The 844-nt window shown below is 64.3% G+C and carries 1 pseudogene; it reads left to right on the top strand.

Annotated elements, in window-relative coordinates:
- Positions 1-67: 67 nt before the first annotated feature.
- Positions 68-804: pseudogene (locus Y704_RS18530) on the top strand (glutamine amidotransferase).
- Positions 805-844 lie beyond the last annotated feature (40 nt).

Below are 844 nucleotides of genomic sequence, written 5' to 3'. Positions count from 1 at the left end.
CGGAAGGCAACCATAGGTGCTTAATCAGCGGGGGTGGGGGTGTGGTTCGCCCAATAGCATCGGAGGGGTGAAACCGTTTCTCCTGCTGGGAACCCGCGCCGAGGATGCCGCAGCCGACGGCGAATACCAGAGCTTCCTGCGCTTCGGCGGACTCGAGCCGCATCAACTGCACCGCGTTCGGGTTGAGGCGGGTCCGCTACCGGCGATTGACCTGGACCGGTACTCCGGGATCTTCCTTGGCGGCAGCCCGTTCAACTCCTCAGATCCTGAAGCGGAGAAGTCAAGCAACCAGCGCCGGGTGGAGCGCGAACTGAACGATCTCCTGCATCGCGTGGTGGCCACGGACTTCCCCTTTTTCGGTGCCTGCTACGGGGTAGGCACCCTCAGCCGGCACCAGGGCGCCGTCATCGACCGCACCTATTCCGAACCCATCGGCGCCATTCGGATCTCCCTGACGGACGACGGCGCCGCCGACCCGCTGCTCGCCGGACTTCCACCGCAGTTCGACGCTTTCGTCGGCCATAAGGAAGCCTGCACAACACTTCCGGACGGTGCGGTGCTGCTGGCGTCGTCGGGCACGTGTCCGGTCCAGATGTTCCGGGTGAAGCAGAACCTGTACGCAACGCAGTTCCATCCTGAACTCGACGCGGCAGCGCTGGTGGGCCGCATCGACATCTATCGCAACGCCGGATACTTCCCGGCTGAGGAGGCCGACGCCTACATGGAACGGGCGAGGGCCAGCCGGTCGAGGAGCCTTCCCGGATCCTCCGCAACTTCGTGCTGCGATACGCTCGGGACCTCTAGTACTACAGTCGCGTTTATGGGGTGTGTCCGCGGGCTTTGT

This window comes from Arthrobacter sp. Br18 (assembly GCF_000520555.1).
GTDB lineage: Bacteria > Actinomycetota > Actinomycetes > Actinomycetales > Micrococcaceae > Arthrobacter_D.
The sequence above is the reverse complement of the archived record's forward strand: the minus strand, read 5'-3'. Positions and strand labels throughout refer to the sequence as shown.